Raw genomic sequence first — 15,027 nt, 5'->3', positions numbered from 1 at the left:
ATCAGCTATAATTCTTGCGAGATATCCCAGTGGAACTCGTCGCTGAGGACCCCAGAGTAGACTGTGGAGGCGGGACCGTCCATGTATGCCTCATCCCCCTCGAAGGTTATCAGGAGGGGGCCGCCCCTCGTCTCGACGAAGACCTCGTCATCCACCATCCCCATCTTCCGGGCGACGGCGGCGCTGGCCACAGAACCCGTCCCGCAGGATAGCGTCTCTCCTTCGACCCCCCTCTCGAAGGTCCTCACCTGGAATACCTCGCCAACGAGAACGAAGTTGACGTTCGCCCCCTCCGGGAAGAGGGGGCTGTGCCTTATGAAGGGCGCTACCTCGTCTATCGGCAGATCCAGAAGGTCGTCGACGAAGATCACGGCGTGGGGGACTCCGGTGTTCACCGCCGAGACCTCGAACCCCTCCAGGGGCTCCATCAGGAACTCGCCCTCGCCGACCGCCGGGATCCCGGGACGATCGAAACAGGGGACCCCCATATCCACCCTCGCCCAAAAGTCGCCGCCGATCCCCCTCACCTTCAGAGGGATTATCCCCGCCAGGGTCTCGACATCGAAGGACCGCCCTACCATCCCCGAGTCCCAGGCGTACTTGGCGAGGCAGCGGACGCCGTTTCCGCACATCTCGGCCTCGGAGCCGTCGGGCTGAAATAGGCGCATCCTCAGATCGGCATGATCCGACTGCGATAGAAAGAGGACCCCATCTCCGCCGATCCCGAAGTTGCGATGGCAGCATTCCACCGCAAAAGAGGGCTTTAGGGGGTCTGCCACTGCCACCCGATCGTGCTCATCTATGAGGACGAAGTCGTTTCCGTTCCCCTGGAGCTTGGTGAAGGCGATGCCTCCGGCGCCGGACGGTCCCTTCTCCAGCCTTATATCTGTCATCTCCTCCAGCTTCATTTTATATACCATGGTCTGTTCTCTATCAACTCGGCTTTATGGTGGTGATCTTATTAAACCCATTCTACAGGTTGCCCTGGACCTGCTGGAGCTGGATAGAGCCGTCCAGATAGCTCTGGAGGCGGCAGATGGGGGTGCTGACTGGATAGAGGCCGGAACCCCCCTCATCAAGAGCGAGGGGATGAACGCCGTCCGCGAGCTGAAGAAGGCGCTCCCCGGCAAAAAGATCGTGGCGGACATGAAGACTGTGGACACGGGCTCCATGGAGGTGGAGATGGCGGCGAAGGCCGGGGCGAACATCGTGGCGATCCTCGCCTCCTCCGACGACTCCACCATCCGCGACGCCCTGATGGCGGCGCGACAGTACGGCGTCGAGATCGTTGTAGACCTCCTCGGCGTCCCCGACATCGTAACCAGATCAAAAGAGCTGGAGGCCCTCGGCGTCGACTACATATGCGTCCACGTGGGGATCGACCAGCAGATGGTGGGGATGAGGGCGATAGACCTTCTGAACCAGATCGTCGACGATGTCGATATCCCGGTGGCCGTCGCCGGCGGGATCGATGCCGCCTCGGCGGCGGAGGCGGTCTCATCGGGAGCCTCCATCGTCATCGTCGGCGGGAACGTCACCAGAAGCTCCGACGTCAGAGGCTCCGGCATCGAGATCCGGGAGGCCATGGACAGAGCCCTCGTCGCCTCGGAGAGAGGGGCAAAAAAGAGCATGGAAGAGGAGATGATGGAGATCTTCAGGGAGGTATCGACCCCCAACATCTCCGATGCCATGCATCGGAAAGGGGCGATGCGGGAGATCCTCCCCATAAATCTGGGCACCAAGATCGTGGGGACGGCGATAACCGTCCAGACCTTCGAGGGGGACTGGGCAAAATCCGTAGAGGCGATCGATCTTGCGGGGCCTGAGAACGTCATCGTGATATACAACGGCAGCAGGTACGTCTCCTGTTGGGGCGGCCTCGCCACCCTCAGCTGCCATGTGAAGGGGGTAGCTGGCGTCGTCATCGATGGAGCCGTGAGGGACGTCGACGAGATCCGAGATATGGGATACCCGATCTTCGCCAGCGCCATCACTCCCAACGCCGGAGAGCCCAAGGGGATGGGGGAGATCAACGCCGAGATCACCTGCGGCGGCCGGTCGGTGAAGCCCGGAGATTTCATCGTCGGCGACGACTCCGGCGTCGTAGTCATCCCTCGGGAAAGGGCGTACGAGATAGCCCGACGGGCTAAAGAGGTCGAGAAGACCGAAAGGAGGCTATTTGAGGAGATTAAGAGGGGTAAGACCCTCTCCCAGGTGGCCAACCTGAAGAAATGGGAGAAGAAATGACCTCTGCCCACCGATTCGAATTAACCTCAGACCAAACTCGCTTCGTTGATCCGAATTAACCTCGCTTCGTTGATCCGAATTAACCTCGCTTCGTTGATCCGAATTAACCTCGCTTCGTTGATCCGAATTAACCTCGCTTCGTTGATCCGAATTTATGAAGAAAAGCCGACAAACGACAACCCGTAAATACGTTGAACGCGGTTTGCGCGAAAGAGGATACTTGTATGGACCCAGAGACCTTCATCTCTAAATACGAACCCAAGAAGATGGTGGCGATATCCCTCGCCGTGCTGGCGGTGGCTCTAGCCATCCTGGGCTTCACTTACCTTAAGACGGGATCCCCCGTCAACCTGGGGGTTGAGTTCACGGGCGGTACGATAATCACCGTTCCCGTCGTCGAATCGGAAGGGGAGATTACTGCAAAGCTGGTGGGATACCCAGTCCTGGACATAAGGGAGGTGGGCCACAGGTTTATGATCCAGCTGGGGCCCATGGACGACGCCGAATACAGGGAGCTATCGGCGATGATCGACGCCGAGTACCAGGACCCTGAGATCAAATACATGGGGCCGGTCTACAGCAAGCGACTCCAGGAGCAGGCCAAGACTTACATCCCGCTATCCTTCCTCTTCATGGCGGTGGTGGTCTTCCTGATATTCAGGACGCCCTTCGTCTCCATGACGGTGATCCTCGCCGCCTTCTCCGATATAGTTATCGCAGCCGCCTGCATGACCTTGGCGGGCGTAGATCTCTCCCTGGGGACGGTGGCAGCCCTCTTGATGCTGATAGGCTACTCGGTGGACAGCAACATCCTCCTCAACAACAGAGTCCTGAAGCGGAAGGGGAGGACCGAGGAGAAGGTCCTGGGGGCCTTCAAAACCGGGATCGCTATGACCAGCACCACCCTAAGTGCTGTATTTGCCCTCTTCCTCGTCTCAGCCTTCTCCTACCTCGTATCATCTTCCTTCACCCAGATCAACATCCTCTTTGACATATCCGTAGTTCTGATCTTCGGCCTCCTCGCAGGTCTCATGAACACGTGGGTGATGAACTCCAACGCCCTTCGTTGGTACCTGGCCCGTCCCAAAAAGGCGGGAGCAAGGAGGCATAAGAGATGACAGAGATCACCAAAGATCCAAGGGTTATAATATTCTTCGCGGCCGTCATAGCATCCCTCTTAATCCTGGCTCCGATGCCCGGTGACGGCGGCCTCCAGACGAGGCTGAAGTACGGCCTCGACCTGGAGGGAGGATCCTGGCTGCAGCTCAAACTTCAGGGCGCCATAGTACAGCCTCAGCTCGATCCTATAAAGATCCTGGAGAAGCAGTTCGGCGACGCCCTCAATAGGCCCGTCGAGGTGGAGTGGCGGCAGGGGAGCACCGAGTACACCATCGCCGTGGAGGGAAGGGCGACCAAGGCCCAGGTCGACGATCTCGGCTACCCCCAGTCCACCGTCACCCCGAGAGGGAACGCCACCAGGATCACCATCTCGGCCTCTCCGGTCGGAGTGATGATGAACTACCTGCAGACCTCCCTCGACTCGGACGTCAAGTACCTTGGTCCAGACCCCCTATCCTTCGAGATCAGGTCGAACGTCACCAGGGAGTCCCTCGAGGAGATCCTCGCCGTAGTCGGCGGGACCCTCGCCCCTGGGGATGCTGGCTTCTCAGAAGGGGTGACTGAGGAGACGGTCGACGAGACGAAACAGATCCTGGACAGGAAGCTGAACCGTCTCGGCCTCGCCGACATCAAGGTCAGAGTCGTGGACAACAAGTTCATCCTCATCGATCTCGCCGGGGTCACCGTCACCGACGCCCAGGATATCGTCGGAAAGCCAGGCATCTTCGAGATCAGGATCCAGACTACGGCCAACGAGTCGATCCACGTCCTCTACGGCGGCGAGATCGTGGACGTCTCCCTCCCCACCGGGGACCAGTCAGGAAACTGGGGCGTCCCCTTCACCCTCTCTGAGGAGGGGGCCCTCGCCTTCCAGAAGGCGGCGATAGATACCGGAGCCACCAGAAACAGGATGGATCACGAGGTATCGATGCACCTGGACAACGAGCTGATATTCTCGGCGCCCCTCGCCCCAGACCTCGCCGGGAGCCTAGAGGTGGCTCCCTTGAGGAGCATGGTCGCCCAGGTCGGCGGCGACAGCCAGAGGGCTCACGACCTCTACATTCACCTGAGGGAGGGGGCTCTCCCCGTCAACGTCGAGATCATTGGCTCCGGCCAGGTGACGGCGGCCCTCGGAGATCAGTTCAAAAAACAGGTCTTCATAGCGGGGGTCCTGGCGATGCTCGCCGCCGGCCTCATGGTATTTTTGAGGTACAGAAACCCCAAGATCGTCGTTCCCATGGTGGCCACATCCTTCAGCGAAGTTCTGATGATGCTGGCGGTGGCAGCCCTCCTCAACTGGCAGCTGGACCTCGCGGCGATCGCCGGGCTGATCGTCGTCATAGGGACGGGGATCGACCATCTGGTGATCATCACCGACGAGCTCCTCTACGAGGGGAAGATGCCCAGCGGCAAGGTCTACCTGGCCAGGCTCTCCAGCGCCTTCGGGATCATCATGGCCGCGGCGGCGACGACGATCGTCGCGATGCTGCCCCTGTTCGGGATGGGCTTTGGAGCCTTCAAGAGCTTCGCCCTAATCACCATAGCAGGGGTCCTCATCGGCGTCTTCATAGCGAGGCCCGCCTTCGGCAGGATCGTCGGCAAGATCATGCAAGCGGACCAGTGATCGATACGAAAAAAGGATCCGTCCGGGGTTTGGGTCGGTGACCGGCCCAAACTCGTAATTATTTTTTAAGCTTCGTTCCTGCCCTTCGTTATTTCAGACTCATATCAGCCACTTCAACCCGTATCAGCCACTTCAACCCGTATCAGCCACTTCAACCCGTATCAGCCACTTCAACCCGTATCAGCCACTTCAACCCATATCGGCCATTATGGACCGTATCAACCCTCTTCATTCCTCTTCATTCAGCCAGGCGGCGATATCCTGGGCCGCGCCGATCGTCTCCGGGCAGATGGTGGAGATAAAATCTTCGGGGAGGCTCTGATGTAGCGGGATCGTCTCGCTGGCGGCGAGGGCGTTGGAGCCGTCGAAGTTGACGTAGGCGACCCTGGCCGAGAGCTCGCTATCGGGCCTGCCGAAGGCCGATCCTGGAAGGATGGCGACGCCCCTCTCTGCCAGGAGCCGCTCGCATAGGGTCTCGCCGTCTCTTATCCCCCTCCTCGCGAGGGATTCAGCCATGGGCGAGAAGTCCAGAAATAGGTAGAAACCGCCCTCGGGAGCGTGGACCCTGATCCCGGCGTTGCTTGCTATCTCATAAAACTCCGAGCCGAGGGCCGAGAGGATCCTTCGGGCGTGCCAGAGGTACCTCTCCATGGCGATCCCGCCCCGGAAGGCGTGTACTGCGGCGAACTGTATGGGTGCCGAGACGGAGGTGTAGGTCTCGCTGGCGACGGTGGCCATCGCCTCCAGAAGCCAGTCAAGGTCCGGCGGGAAGGTGAAGGTCCCAAGCCTCCAACCACCGGCGCCGCACCACTTGGAGAGGCCTGAGCTTATGATGGTACCCTCGGGGTAGAAGCGCGCAACGGAAACGTGCTCTCCCCGATGGTGGAGCTGGCCGTAGATCTCGTCGGAGAGGAGGACCACCTCGTACTCTCGCGCCACCCGAGCGATCTCCTCCAGCTCGGAGGAGGTGTATGTTACCCCGTCGGGATTTCCCGGGTAGTTGAGGACGAGGATCCGGGGGCGGTATACGTCCCGTTCCATCTCCAGGAACCGGGCCAGCCTCTCGGAATTTATGTGCCACTTCTCGTCGAAGGTGGTGTGGAGGAGGCGGACCCTCTTTCCCAGGATCTGGGCCTGGGGGACATAGGAGACCCAGGCGGGGGTCGGGACTATGATCTCGCCGTAGTAGACGAGCTGGAGGAGGAACATAAGCTCCTTGGAGCCGGGGCCGACGATGACGTTCTCGGGGCTGGCGCTGACGCCGTCCTTCTTTCGGTGGAAGTCGGCGACCGCCTCCTTCAGGGCCGGAAGGCCTCTCACCGGGAGGTAGTCCTTCTCGTGGGCATAGAGCCGCAGGGCGTTGACGACGGGGGTGGGGACCGGGAAGGGGGACTGGCCGAGGCCCAGGTTTCTCACCCGCACGCCCTGGCTTTCCAGGAGCTTGCACCTCTCGTTGATGGCGAGGGTCGCGGACGGTTCCACCCCCCGGACGTTTATGTTGAGGCTGACGTGTTTTCGAAGGTTCATCTAGCTCGACTCCATCTGGAGGATCTCTTCGCGGATCTCTCTACAGGATCTCCAGGTTCTCCGATATAACATTTATAAAAGAAGCGGATCAAACGGGTCTCTGGCAAAGGGAAGTGAGGTTTCGATGACGGGATTATCGGTGGGTTTGAAGATCGGTCTGGTCGTGGATGGATCTCTTGGTTCGGCGGGCCCGGCTCGTGCAAAGGCGGTCATCTCCGCCCTGGTGGCGTTTCTCGCGATCCTGGCTCCTCCGGCGATGGCGGCGGAGGAGACGGTCACCCTCGGCGGGTACCGGGTCTCCTTCGACCTGGGGAACTATACGGGGTACTCCCTCGAGTTCGAACTGGTTCCCTTCGCCGCCGTCGACGGCGAAGAATATCCGTCCTCGGTATGCTGGATCCAGGGCGAGAGAACGATGATGATCGCCATCACCGATTACGGCGTCCCGGTGGAGGCGACTAGCTCCCTGACCCGCAGGGCGGTGACCCTTTACCTCACCAACGCCGAATGCAAGAACCTCCAGACCCATGAGATCGCGATCGACGGAAAGCCGGCGATCCTAGGCCTCGGGGAGCGGCCGAGCGGCTCGATCCTGATATGCGCCGTCTATTGGCCGGACATCCGCGAGGTCGACGGGTCCCTCGTCGCCCAGGTCGACTGCACCATCGCCTCGGAGGAGTCGGCGGAGCTGACGGAGATGCTCATAAACTCGATTCAGGTCAGGCTCCCGGGGGAGGCGGAAGGTGAGGCGTTGGGGGCGATGTCAGAGTCGGACAGGATAGAGTTGTGAGTTCTAGAATTGCGCAATATGATCCATGGGTCATCGGTTAAGGAATTTAAGCTACACAATATTTCCATTTTTCACACGAATTATGCGTTATCTAGATTTGATCCGATTTCAAGACTGACTTGCTGTAGCCTTTTTGACCAAGCCAATCTCACCGTACTTGCTACCGAGATCGCTGCCTCATCGCGATTCTTCTCTTAACCGATGACCAATGCAATATGATCGAGACTTAGAGATATCATTAGATTTTTGGGCATGTGTGGTGGAGCGACGTTTGATCTGGCCTGCCATCTTCCAGGTAGGTGCGAGTTAGCCTTGCAGTAGCCAACGTTTTGGTGGAGATTCAAGTGGTGGATTATGTGTAAAACGTAGAGTTTAAATATGCAATTCAACTAAGTAGAAGTGGAGATGCTATATGGAAATTGAATTGTCGAAGATGGATCTTGTTATCTTAGCTTCAGCACATAATCCTAGTATAATGTCTCCCGAATGGATAGAGAAGAATAAGCTATTAGATGAGAAATATATAAATTATGTAAATACACCACAATTTTCCGTTTTTGAATCTGAAACATACAATATTACTATTGACCAACAAAGACTGCAAATCAGTCTGAAAAATTTGAGATCAGATCAGAAATCCTTAGCAAAAATAGGTGCTAAATATTTAGAATTGTTGCCTCACATACCATACTCAGCATTGGGTTTAAATTTTATTTGGTCTGCTCAGATTGCCCCGGGTGAGACCATGCCGGAATTTAACATCAATATTAATGATTTAAATATATCTAACAATTTTCAGGACTATGAACTAGAATTGGGATGTATAGTCAAAGCAAAGAAAGACCGTTATTTATTGAATCTTTCAATTAAGCCTAGCGGAGAGAATAAATTGATATTTAATTTTAACTATCATTTTGATGTTGAACCGTTGACTGTAACAAAAGCTATCGAATATATAAGCGGTTTGCCGGAACTATGTGATGATTCTTATCATATTGTAAATAAAATATTAAGTGGAGGAAGTTAATTTGGCTGGTGACGTTTTAAGTCCAACACAATCCTCAGTCAATGTAGAGTTAGGTCCCCCAAATTACTTCAAGCAATTTCAGCGATCTAATCTTAGTATTCGATCCTCATCGATTTTGGAGGAAGAAGGCAAGCAATCGACATTTATCAGTTCCAGTAACGACAGCATAGATAGTTATGAGAATGAAATTAATTCCGAGCTGCGTTTGTCGACCTTTGGATCTTTTAGTTGTGATAGCTCACGTCTCGGTAAAAATCTGATGAGCGCTAGGACCAATGTTTTAAGGGATAATATTGTTAAGGATTTTATAAGCATCGATAAATACTCATTGCATCATATTAAAATACCTGAATTCTTAGTAAATGACTTTAAAATGTTTGATCGGTTTCTGGGAGATATTGAACGTCAAGTTTCAATTGACAAAATTATATCGGAAAGGGATAAAGACAGTCCGATCAAGATTTCACCGATAAGTGCTTATGAATTAGCTATGAATAATCGTGATATTTTTGAAGAGAAGTGGATTCACTTCCTAGATTTGGAATCAAAGCTACAAAATCTATTTTATGAGGAGGATGACTAATAGGTGATCTACGAATTAGTAGAAGATCATATGCCTATTAGACAGGGCGACATATTCTACCCTCTTCCTATTATTTTACCTACCTTGGGACAATTAGCTGTAATGTCAGAGTATGGAGAATATGAGGATACAAAATGGGACATTATACAAGACAGGGACGACGTCCTCTTTATTCTGCCATTTAAAAAAGTTTGGGGTATCGTTGCAACACAAGATTGTGATGCGTCTAGATCACCAGTTATTTCGCTATTTGAAATTGGGACTTTTAAAGAAGTAACTAACCTAACCCTTCCAGAAAAACCTCCCAAATGGGTAAGCTTGATTACTCAAAAGTCTCGATTAAATGCTAGATGGTTTTATTTACCGGCCGATGAAGAATTCGGCTTTAAAGAAAGAATGGCAGTGAATTTTCATAGAGTTTTTCAAATACAATCGTCTGATTTAAAACAGAGTATGAATATATTACGTAAAGGTCGTTTGGTCGATGTGGCTTATCAACATTATAGAGAAAGCATTGCGCATTATTTTAAAAGATATCCGTATGACGAATGGTATTCACTGACTAAAGAAGAGTTCGATCAATATAATCAACAAAATGGTGGATCAATAACACCGTTCGCCTGGCAAGATTAGTATATAAAATCTAAAATAATTCAAGAGACTGTAGAATAAACGATGATATCCGAAGACTGCGACATGGACAGGTTCATCGATGCGATCGCCGACCTCCCCTACCACGACCTCCTCATCTTTACCCTGAAGGAGGGGTACGCCGCCGACGACCTCCTCGTCCACAGGAGAAGGGAAGGCGCCTCCCCCGAGGAGATGGAGAGAATATCCGAGTACAACCGGGGGCTGCGATCTTTCATATTCCTCCTCCAGACCGGCCAGAGGCCGGACCTCGCCTCCGAGGGGGAGAGGGAGAACTACAACAGGTTCCGCCGCGTCGCCGCAAATCTGGTGGAGAGGAAAGAGCTCCTTCCAGCGATCCTCGACTACTTCGATGAATGAGCCCTCTCGCCTCTCAGACCCGCCATATCTCCTGGGGGAGCCTCGTCAGCCTTGTCGGACCGGAATCGGTGGTGAGGAAGGTATCCTCGATCCCTACGACCCCTACCCCCGGATATATCATCTTCGGCTCTACGGCGACGGTCATGTTGGGGAGGATCTCGTGATCGACGGGGCCGAGGACGGGGTATTCGTCGATCTCGAGGCCGACGCCGTGGCCGACGAAGCCGCACTTCGCCCCCAAGGGGCCGCCGAGGGCGTCACTGTAACCGAGCTCCTCGCCCCTGGATTCGGATATCTCATAGATCTCCCGGCCTGAGTTTCCCGGACGGAGCGCCTCGGCGACGGACCTCTCCACCTCCAGGGCGGCGGCGTGGGCCTCCTCCAGATCTTCGGGGAGGCGGCCGAGGGAGAAGATCCTCGTCTCGTCGGCGATGTATCCGTTGTAGACCCCGCCGTAGTCGACGAGGACCGGCTCGTTCCTCTTGATCTTGCGAAATCCCGGCCCCTGGGGCTGGAGGAGGGAGGGGCCTACGCCGCCTGTCGGCGAGGCGACGTAGCTGGGATAGGCGGCGTTGGGCCCCGCCATCAGGTGGCCGAGGGGCAGGTCGTGGTTGAACCTTCGGAACCGGAGGGAACCCTGGTGGCCCAAGGATCTCATCTCCGCCTCGAGCCTCGCCGCCAGCTCAATCTCCGTCATCCCCTCCCGGAGGTGCTCGGGGACCGAGCCGATCCCAGCTTCGAGGATCCGGGCCGCGGCCCTGATGAGCCGGATCTCAAACTTCGACTTGACGGACCTGACCTGCTTGATCTCCTCGGAGACGTCGACGAGCTCTGCATCTCCCAGGGCGGCCTTCACCCGCGCGTAGTTGTTGAAAGGAAGGACGTCGAGCTCCAGGCCGATCCTCGCCCCATCGGGGATGGTGAGGTCAGCCTTGAGGTTTTTGAGGCTCCGCAAGGGCCTGACATCCAGGGGCGACTCCTCCCTCGCCCTCTCCAGGCTCTTTCTCACCATGACGACGGCCTCGGCCTCCGGCTCCGACGGGACGTAGACGAGCCCCTCCTGGGCGGTCCCCGAGAAGTATAGCATGTCCACGGACTGGAAGATGATGGCCCCGTCGAGGTCCTCCATCCTGCTCTGAAGTCCCTTGGTCCTCGCGTCGATCTCCGACCTCGGGTGGAGAACAAGCTCCATATCAGCTCCCCCCGCCTTCTCTGTCATCCTCTGCTTCAATCCCTCGCCTCCGTCCCATGCCCCATCCTATCCCTCATCTTCATCCGAGACATCCTCCTTATTCCTCACCTTCATCCAGGCCCTCATCCTCTCTCCCCTCGTCCTTCTCACCGATCGGTCGGGCTTTCGTCCCTATATCCCTTTCGAGATCTCCTCCTCCAGGTCCGTCAGGTACCTCCTCAAGACCTCGCCCCTCCTTGTTGCGAGCCTTTTCCCCGTCGGGGTGTGCATCCCCTCTTCCAGCTTCAAAAGCTTCGAGAAGAAGTGGTCCAGGTTCCACTCCCCGTCGTCAGCCTCCCGCCCCCGGCAGAAGGGATCGTCGGGGTTGTAGAGGGGCCGGCCGAGGGCGCCGCCCGTCATAAAAACCCTGGCGATCCCTATAGCCCCGATGGCATCGAGCCGATCGGCGTCCTGCAGGACCCTCGCCTCCAGTGTGGCGGGATCGATCCCCTTCGAGTAGCTGTGGACCTCCACGGCGCGCAGGACCCCCTCGATCACCACATCGGGATATCCCCACCTCTTCAAGAGGGGCTCGACGGTCTCAAGGACCCTCTCATCCGCCTCCTCCGACCTATCCCGGTTCTTCGGCCCGGAGGCGGCGTCGTGGAGGAGGGCGGCGAGGGCGACGATCGTAGGGTCCGCCCCCTCCGCCTCGGCTATCGCCATGGCGGTCCTGCAGACCCGCAGGGCGTGGGTGAGGTCGTGGGCGGGGTCCTTGCCTTCGTAGAGGGCTCCGATCTCCTCGATCAGCTCGGCCCCGATGAGATCCTCACAAGCCGACCTATCCGCCGGGAGATCCCCCGCTCGACCTTCAGGGTCGAGCTTCGCCATTCGCCACCTCTGGCCTCTTCCTCATCGATAGGGATATCCTCTTCCTCATCGATAGGGATATCCTCTTTCTCTCCAGGTCCACCGCCAGGACGAAGACCTCCACCCTCTGGTGGACCCTCACCACCTCCGCCGGGTCCCGGACGAACCGGTCGGCGAGCTCGCTTATGTGGACGAGGCCGTCCTGGTGGACCCCGACGTCGACGAAGGCGCCGAAGGCGGCGACGTTGGTCACGACGCCGCGAAGGACCATCCCAGGCCGCAGGTCCTCGATCTTCGCGACGCCGGGGGCGAAGCTGTAGATCTCAAACTCCCGGCGGGGGTCTCTTCCGGGCTTTGCGAGCTCCGCGAGGATGTCCCGGATGGTGGGAAGGCCTGCCGTCCCGGAGACGTACCTCTCAGGGTCTATCCTTTTTTGGAGGGCGGCGTCTTCGATCAGCTCCTCGACAGTGGCGCCCAGGTCTCTTGCCATCGCCTCGACGATGCCGTAGCTCTCGGGATGGACGGCGGAGCCGTCGAGGGGGCTCACACCGCCCCGAATCCGCAGGAAGCCCGCCGCCTGCTCGAAGGCCCGGGGGCCGAGGCCGGGGACCTTCTTGAGCTCCTCCCTCGACCGGAAGGGGCCGCTCTTTTCCCGATAGAGGACTATCGATCCTGCGAGCCTCGGCCCCAGCCCCGAGACCCGGGCTAAAAGCTCCCGGCTTGCGGTGTTCAGGTCGACCCCGACGGCGTTGACGCAAAGCTCGACGACCTCGTCGAGCTTTCCTTTCAGGGCCTTCTCATCTACGTCGTGCTGGTACTGGCCGACGCCGATGGAACGTGGGTCGATCTTGACGAGCTCCGCCAGGGGATCCTGAAGCCTCCTTCCTATGGAGACGGCGCCTCTAACGGTGGCGTCCTCGTCAGGAAACTCGTCCCGGGCGCATTTCGAGGCGGAGTAGACGGAGGCTCCCGCCTCGTCGACCATGACTATGGGGGGGTCGCCGGGGATCTGTAGCCTCCTTAGAAACTCCTCGGTCTGCCTCCCTGCGGTACCGTTTCCGACGGCTATGAACTCGACGCCGAACTCTTCGCAGAGAGAGACGATCTTATCTTTCGCCTCCCGGACCATATTCTGGGGCGGGTGGGGGTATATCACCCCCTTTGCCGCCAGAGACCCCAGAGGATCGAGGACGACGACCTTGCAGCCGGTCCTAAACCCCGGATCGACGGCCAGGACCGTCCTCTCCCCCAGGGGCGGCTCCAGGAGGAGGTGGCGGAGGTTCTCGGCGAAGACCGCGATCGACCTCTCCTCTGCCTTCTCCTTTGCCGCCGAGAGCGCCTCCCTCTCCATGGCGGGGGCGAGGAGCCTCCTGTAGCCGTCCTCGAGGGCGAGGCGGACCTCCTCGGAGGCGGGGCCCTTCCCCCGGATGAATAACCGGCGGAGGATGGCGAGCGCCTTATCGGCAGGCGGCTCGGCGTGGAGGACGAGGTGCCCCTCGTTTTTGCCCCTCAGGACCGCCATCACCCGATGGGACGGCGCCCGAAAGAGCGACTCGGACCAGTCGGCGTAGTCCCGGTACTTGGAGCCGTCGCCGTCGGCTTTCGCCGAAGACTTCGACCGCAAAATACCCTCTTCAGAAAACAGTCGCCTGATCTGCGACCGAGCCTCCGGGTTCTCGCTCGCCCTCTCGGCGATGATGTCCCGGGCCCCCGCCAGAGCCTCCTCGATCGATCCGACGCCCTTCTCCTGATCGACGAACCGGGCCGCCTCGGCGGGAGGATCGATCCTCCCCTGCTCGAAGATCAGATCGGCCAATGGAAGCAAACCCCGCTCCCGGGCGGCGGAGGCCCGGGTCCTCCGCTTCGGCCTGAAGGGGAGGTAGAGGTCTTCGAGGACGGATAGCGTCTGGGCCGCCGTGATCCTCCCTTCGAGGTCGGGGGTGAGGACCCCCCTCTCCCGCAGGGAGTTCAATATCGAGGCCCGCCTCCGGTCGAGCTCGCCGTACCTCTCGACGAGGTCGCGGATGGCGGAGATGGCCACCTCATCGAGCCCCCCCGTCACCTCCTTCCTGTACCGGGCGATGAAGGGGATCGTCTTGCCGTCGGCCAGAAGGCTCGCAGCCGCCCGGACCTGGCCGGCCCCAAGGCCCAGATCTGCCGCGATCCGAGGGGCGTCCATCTAGACTCTCCGCTTGTTCGTCCGCCCCTTCTTCACCTCGAAGAGGTAGGTCTTATCCTCCCCCGCCTCGTGCCAGAGGTTTCTGTAGTAATCCTCCTTCCACCCGGCGGGGCCGTCCTCGAACCCCGGCCCTCCCTCGTCGATGCAGATGAGAAAACCCCTCTCGCAGAAGGGGGCGCAGGCCTTCAGCCTCTCGATCCTCTCCTTGACCTTCGACCGGTCGAAGGGGACGGCCTTCCCTCCTGACCTCGTGGCCGTCAGGATCTCTATGACGACGAGGCATTCGTCCCCCTTGAAGACGGAGATGGCTGGGGTCGCATCCCCGACGGGGCGGCCAATCGAGATCTTCATGATCCTATTTTTGTCGGTGTGGCCCCGGAGGTGGTGGTATAGAGAGGCGAGAAAGTCGTCTTCGGTCTCGATCTTCCCTTTCCTGTAGTCCTCCACCGACCCTCCAAAGGCGGCTACGACCTCCCTCTCGAACTTGCTGACCCTCGATGCCATAATGAATCGCCTCCAATTCCCTGGCCTGATTACTTCCAAACTACATAAATCCGCACATCATCCACCCGTGGATCATCCCTGCCCAAACCATCCATCCGCAGATCATCCGGATTTCTCGATCGCCCTTTGCCATTTTCGCCGACAGAGCCTTCGATATTTTCTTCGAGAAGCGGAACGCTTTTATTTATTGGAGCTTATTGTCGAGATGGCGTCGGCATTGGATTGAGGGAGACTGATGAAGATACTCATAACTCTACTTTCTAAGTTTTGATTCCCATCTCCCTTATCAGATGAAGCAGTCCGCCATCCGGTATCGGCAGGTTAAAATACTCCAAAATATTTTTTACTAATTCTACGAGTCCTTCAGCTCTGATT

General features: G+C 57.6%; 14 protein-coding genes. 8 read left to right on the top strand and 6 right to left on the bottom strand.

What is annotated here, in order from left to right; translation table 11 throughout:
* Nucleotides 1-5: 5 nt before the first annotated feature.
* A complete protein-coding gene (gene dapF / locus P0O24_RS07955; protein ID WP_316969217.1) occupies nt 6-920 on the bottom strand; it encodes a diaminopimelate epimerase in 915 nt (304 codons plus the stop codon).
* On the opposite strand from dapF, the gene hxlA reads away from it, so the two are divergent.
* The 3 genes from hxlA to P0O24_RS07940 all read left to right on the top strand — a co-directional run bounded on the left by hxlA (nt 919) and on the right by P0O24_RS07940 (nt 4,990).
* Nucleotides 919-2,247, top strand: coding sequence for a 3-hexulose-6-phosphate synthase (hxlA, locus tag P0O24_RS07950; RefSeq protein WP_316969216.1), 1,329 nt, complete (start codon nt 919-921; stop codon nt 2,245-2,247). The two genes, dapF and hxlA, sit on opposite strands and share 2 nt — an antisense overlap.
* Before the next feature lie 224 nt (nt 2,248-2,471).
* Nucleotides 2,472-3,365: a protein translocase subunit SecF gene (locus tag P0O24_RS07945; RefSeq protein ID WP_316969215.1), complete on the top strand. Its 894-nt coding sequence runs from the start codon at nt 2,472-2,474 to the stop codon at nt 3,363-3,365.
* Nucleotides 3,362-4,990 (top strand): preprotein translocase subunit SecD, encoded by a 1,629-nt coding sequence (locus tag P0O24_RS07940; protein WP_316969214.1) that lies wholly within the window; start codon nt 3,362-3,364, stop codon nt 4,988-4,990. Before P0O24_RS07945 ends, P0O24_RS07940 begins: the two co-directional genes overlap by 4 nt.
* Nucleotides 4,991-5,218: 228 nt before the next feature.
* Here the strand turns inward: P0O24_RS07940 and P0O24_RS07935 are convergent, their stop codons facing one another.
* Complete coding sequence (locus P0O24_RS07935; RefSeq protein WP_316969213.1) at nt 5,219-6,517, bottom strand: pyridoxal phosphate-dependent aminotransferase; 1,299 nt, start codon at nt 6,515-6,517, stop codon at nt 5,219-5,221.
* Nucleotides 6,518-6,641: 124 nt separating this feature from the next.
* Between P0O24_RS07935 and P0O24_RS07930 the strand changes: the two genes are divergently transcribed.
* The 5 genes from P0O24_RS07930 to P0O24_RS07910 all read left to right on the top strand — a co-directional run bounded on the left by P0O24_RS07930 (nt 6,642) and on the right by P0O24_RS07910 (nt 9,928).
* A complete protein-coding gene (locus P0O24_RS07930; protein WP_316969212.1) occupies nt 6,642-7,307 on the top strand; it encodes a hypothetical protein in 666 nt (221 codons plus the stop codon).
* Nucleotides 7,308-7,719: 412 nt separating this feature from the next.
* Nucleotides 7,720-8,334, top strand: a complete 615-nt coding sequence (locus P0O24_RS07925) for a hypothetical protein (protein WP_316969211.1) — start codon at nt 7,720-7,722, stop codon at nt 8,332-8,334.
* Nucleotide 8,335: 1 nt separating this feature from the next.
* Nucleotides 8,336-8,917: a hypothetical protein gene (locus P0O24_RS07920; protein ID WP_316969210.1), complete on the top strand. Its 582-nt coding sequence runs from the start codon at nt 8,336-8,338 to the stop codon at nt 8,915-8,917.
* A gap of 3 nt (nt 8,918-8,920) precedes the next feature.
* Nucleotides 8,921-9,550 carry a hypothetical protein gene (locus tag P0O24_RS07915; protein ID WP_316969209.1) on the top strand — a complete coding sequence of 210 codons (630 nt, stop codon included), beginning with the start codon at nt 8,921-8,923 and terminating at the stop codon, nt 9,548-9,550.
* A gap of 42 nt (nt 9,551-9,592) precedes the next feature.
* The gene (locus tag P0O24_RS07910) at nt 9,593-9,928 is read left to right on the top strand and encodes a hypothetical protein (protein ID WP_316969208.1); all 336 of its coding nucleotides are present in this window, start codon (nt 9,593-9,595) and stop codon (nt 9,926-9,928) included.
* Between the two features lie 13 nt (nt 9,929-9,941).
* Here P0O24_RS07910 and P0O24_RS07905 read toward each other — a convergent pair whose 3' ends face one another.
* The 4 genes from P0O24_RS07905 to P0O24_RS07890 all read right to left on the bottom strand — a co-directional run bounded on the left by P0O24_RS07905 (nt 9,942) and on the right by P0O24_RS07890 (nt 14,652).
* Nucleotides 9,942-11,159: a M24 family metallopeptidase gene (locus P0O24_RS07905; RefSeq protein WP_316969207.1), complete on the bottom strand. Its 1,218-nt coding sequence runs from the start codon at nt 11,157-11,159 to the stop codon at nt 9,942-9,944.
* 132 nt (nt 11,160-11,291) lie between these two features.
* Nucleotides 11,292-11,990 (bottom strand): HD domain-containing protein, encoded by a 699-nt coding sequence (locus tag P0O24_RS07900; RefSeq protein WP_316969206.1) that lies wholly within the window; start codon nt 11,988-11,990, stop codon nt 11,292-11,294.
* Nucleotides 11,971-14,148, bottom strand: coding sequence for a Tex family protein (locus tag P0O24_RS07895; protein ID WP_316969205.1), 2,178 nt, complete (start codon nt 14,146-14,148; stop codon nt 11,971-11,973). The genes P0O24_RS07900 and P0O24_RS07895 overlap by 20 nt, the downstream gene beginning before the upstream one ends.
* Complete coding sequence (locus P0O24_RS07890; RefSeq protein WP_316969204.1) at nt 14,149-14,652, bottom strand: hypothetical protein; 504 nt, start codon at nt 14,650-14,652, stop codon at nt 14,149-14,151.
* Between the last annotated feature and the right edge of the window lie 375 nt (nt 14,653-15,027).

The sequence above is a fragment of the Candidatus Methanocrinis alkalitolerans genome, from assembly GCF_029167205.1.
Classification (GTDB): Archaea; Halobacteriota; Methanosarcinia; order Methanotrichales; family Methanotrichaceae; genus Methanocrinis; species Methanocrinis alkalitolerans.
This window is presented reverse-complemented; position numbering and strand designations above follow the sequence as displayed.

Bases quoted from the DNA above. Each gene is read 5' to 3' on its own strand.
- P0O24_RS07890 (WP_316969204.1), bottom strand. From the start codon at position 14,652: ATGGCATCGAGGGTCAGCAAGTTCGAGAGGGAGGTCGTAGCCGCCTTT.
- P0O24_RS07895 (WP_316969205.1), bottom strand. From the start codon at position 14,148: ATGGACGCCCCTCGGATCGCGGCAGATCTGGGCCTTGGGGCCGGCCAG.
- P0O24_RS07935 (WP_316969213.1), bottom strand. From the start codon at position 6,517: ATGAACCTTCGAAAACACGTCAGCCTCAACATAAACGTCCGGGGGGTG.
- P0O24_RS07925 (WP_316969211.1), top strand. From the start codon at position 7,720: ATGGAAATTGAATTGTCGAAGATGGATCTTGTTATCTTAGCTTCAGCA.
- P0O24_RS07900 (WP_316969206.1), bottom strand. From the start codon at position 11,990: ATGGCGAAGCTCGACCCTGAAGGTCGAGCGGGGGATCTCCCGGCGGAT.
- dapF (WP_316969217.1), bottom strand. From the start codon at position 920: ATGGTATATAAAATGAAGCTGGAGGAGATGACAGATATAAGGCTGGAG.
- P0O24_RS07930 (WP_316969212.1), top strand. From the start codon at position 6,642: ATGACGGGATTATCGGTGGGTTTGAAGATCGGTCTGGTCGTGGATGGA.
- P0O24_RS07945 (WP_316969215.1), top strand. From the start codon at position 2,472: ATGGACCCAGAGACCTTCATCTCTAAATACGAACCCAAGAAGATGGTG.
- P0O24_RS07910 (WP_316969208.1), top strand. From the start codon at position 9,593: ATGATATCCGAAGACTGCGACATGGACAGGTTCATCGATGCGATCGCC.
- P0O24_RS07940 (WP_316969214.1), top strand. From the start codon at position 3,362: ATGACAGAGATCACCAAAGATCCAAGGGTTATAATATTCTTCGCGGCC.
- hxlA (WP_316969216.1), top strand. From the start codon at position 919: ATGGTCTGTTCTCTATCAACTCGGCTTTATGGTGGTGATCTTATTAAA.